At 65.5% G+C, this 2,954-nt stretch carries 1 protein-coding gene; it reads left to right on the top strand.

Translation table 11 applies throughout. From position 1 onward, the window contains the following. Nucleotides 1-167 precede the first annotated feature (167 nt). The coding region (gene carB, locus EOD07_RS28915) for a carbamoyl-phosphate synthase large subunit (protein ID WP_127237782.1) at nucleotides 168-2,954 on the top strand (2,787 nt) is incomplete at its 3' end.

Genomic DNA, 2,954 nt, shown 5'->3' with positions numbered 1-2,954 from the left:
CTACTGCCCTACTGCCTTACTCCCCTTCATTTTCGGGGTTACATCCCGCAAAACTCTTCCCTATAAGGCCCTCCTAGCCTGATACCTGAATCGCAAGCACAACCGGCCGGGTCCTCCCCCCGTCCCGGTTTTTCGTGCAAGCCGCTCGCCGAACGGATTTTTCGAATATGCCAAGACGCACCGACATCAAGTCGATCCTGATCATCGGGGCCGGCCCCATCGTCATTGGCCAGGCTTGCGAGTTCGACTATTCGGGCACCCAGGCCTGCAAGGCGCTGAAGGAAGAGGGCTTCCGCGTCATCCTGGTCAACTCCAACCCGGCCACCATCATGACCGATCCGGAGCTGGCCGACGCCACTTATATCGAGCCGATCACGCCGGAAGTGGTGGCCAAGATCATCGCCAAGGAGCGGCCGGACGCGCTGCTGCCGACCATGGGCGGCCAGACGGCGCTCAACACGGCGCTCTCGCTGCGCCGTATGGGCGTGCTCGACCGCTACAATGTCGAGATGATCGGCGCCGACGCTCATGCCATCGACAAGGCTGAGGACCGCGCGCTGTTCCGGCAGGCGATGAGCAAGATCGGGCTGGAGACGCCGCGCTCGATGCTGGCCAACGCCACCGACGTCAAGAACGCCGACCGCAAGACGCATGAGGCCGAGCGCGCCGCACTGAAGGCGGAGAATCCGGAAAACCTCGACGCCGCGCTCGATGCGCTGGAAACCCGCTGGAACCTCGGCGAAGGTGACCGCAAGCAGCGCTATATCAGCCACGCCATGGCGATCGCCGCCCAGGCGCTCGACCATGTCGGCCTGCCGGCCATCATCCGCCCCTCCTTCACCATGGGCGGCACCGGCGGCGGCATCGCCTACAACCGCGCCGAATTCTACGACATCGTCCAGTCCGGCCTCGACGCCTCGCCCACCACCGAGGTGCTGATCGAGGAAAGCGTGCTCGGCTGGAAGGAGTACGAGATGGAGGTCGTCCGCGACAAGGCGGACAATTGCATCATCATCTGCTCGATCGAGAACCTCGATCCGATGGGCGTGCACACAGGCGATTCAATCACCGTCGCGCCGGCGCTGACGCTGACCGACAAGGAATACCAGATGATGCGCAACGCCTCGATCGCGGTGCTGCGCGAGATCGGCGTCGAGACCGGCGGCTCCAACGTGCAGTTCGCCGTCAACCCGGCCGACGGCCGCCTGGTCGTCATCGAGATGAACCCGCGCGTTTCCCGCTCCTCGGCGCTCGCTTCGAAGGCCACCGGCTTCCCGATCGCCAAGGTCGCGGCCAAGCTCGCCGTCGGCTACACGCTGGACGAGCTGGAGAACGACATCACCGGCGGCGCGACGCCCGCCTCCTTCGAGCCGACCATCGACTACGTCGTCACCAAGATCCCGCGCTTTGCCTTCGAGAAGTTCCCCGGCGCCGAGCCGGTGCTGACCACCGCCATGAAGTCGGTGGGCGAGGTGATGGCCATCGGCCGCACCTTCCAGGAATCGCTGCAGAAAGCTTTGCGTGGGCTGGAAACCGGCCTGACCGGCCTCGACGAGATCGAGATCCCGGGCTTCGGCCACGGGCCGACCGCCGCCGATCACGTCGACGACCGCAACGCGATCCGTGCAGCACTTGGCACGCCGACGCCCGACCGGCTGCGCATGGTGGCGCAGGCGATCCGCATGGGCACGTCGCTCGAAGACGTGCACGCCATGTGCAAGATCGACCCGTGGTTCCTCGAGCAGATCGCCGGCATCATCGCCATGGAGGAGCGCATCCGCGAGCATGGCCTGCCGCAGGACGCCGTCAACCTGCGCATGCTGAAGGCGATGGGCTTTTCCGACGCCCGCCTCGCCTCGCTGACCAAGACCGACGCCGAAGTCGTCCAGAAGGCCCGCGAAAAGCTCGACGTTCATCCGGTCTACAAGCGCATCGACACCTGCGCCGCCGAGTTCGCCTCGCCGACCGCCTACATGTACTCGACCTATGAAGTGCCCTTCGCCGGGGCGCTCGACAACGAGGCGCGCGTGTCGTCGCGCAAGAAGGTCGTCATCCTCGGCGGCGGCCCGAACCGCATCGGCCAGGGCATCGAGTTCGACTATTGCTGCTGCCATGCCGCCTTCGCGCTGCGCGACGCCGGCTATGAGGCGATCATGGTCAACTGCAACCCGGAGACGGTCTCGACCGACTACGATACGTCGGACCGGCTCTATTTCGATCCGCTGACGGCGGAGGACGTGCTGGAGATCCTGCGCGCCGAGCAGGCCTCGGGCGAGCTGGTCGGCGTCATCGTCCAGTTCGGCGGCCAGACGCCGCTGAAGCTGGCCGACGCGCTGGAGAAGGCCGGCATCCCGATCCTCGGCACCTCGCCCGACATGATCGACCTGGCCGAGGACCGCGACCGCTTCCAGAAGCTGCTGCACAAGCTCAACCTCACCCAGCCGAAGAACGGCATTGCCTATTCGGTCGAGCAGGCGCGCCTCGTCGCCGGCGAGCTCGGCTTCCCGCTGGTGGTGCGTCCGTCCTATGTGCTCGGCGGCCGCGCCATGCAGATCATCCATGACGAAAGCATGCTGCAGACCTACCTGCTCGACACCGTGCCCGGCCTGGTGCCGGAGGACATCAAGCAGAAATACCCCAACGACAAGACCGGCCAGATCAACACGCTGCTGGGCAAGAACCCGCTGCTGTTCGACACCTATCTGTCGGGCGCCATCGAGGTCGATGTCGATTGCCTGTGCGACGGCAAGGAGACCTTCGTCTCCGGCATCCTGGAGCATATCGAGGAGGCCGGCATCCATTCGGGCGACTCGGCCTGCTCGCTGCCCACGCATTCGCTGCATCCGGACCTCGTCGACGAGCTTGAGCGGCAGACCGCGGCGCTGGCCCGCGCGCTCAACGTCGGCGGCCTGATGAACGTGCAATACGCGATCCAGGACGGCACGGTCTATGTG

The sequence above is a fragment of the Mesorhizobium sp. M2C.T.Ca.TU.002.02.1.1 genome, from assembly GCF_003997225.1.
Note: the sequence above shows the minus strand (reverse complement) of the source record. Positions and strands in the feature narration are given on the sequence as shown.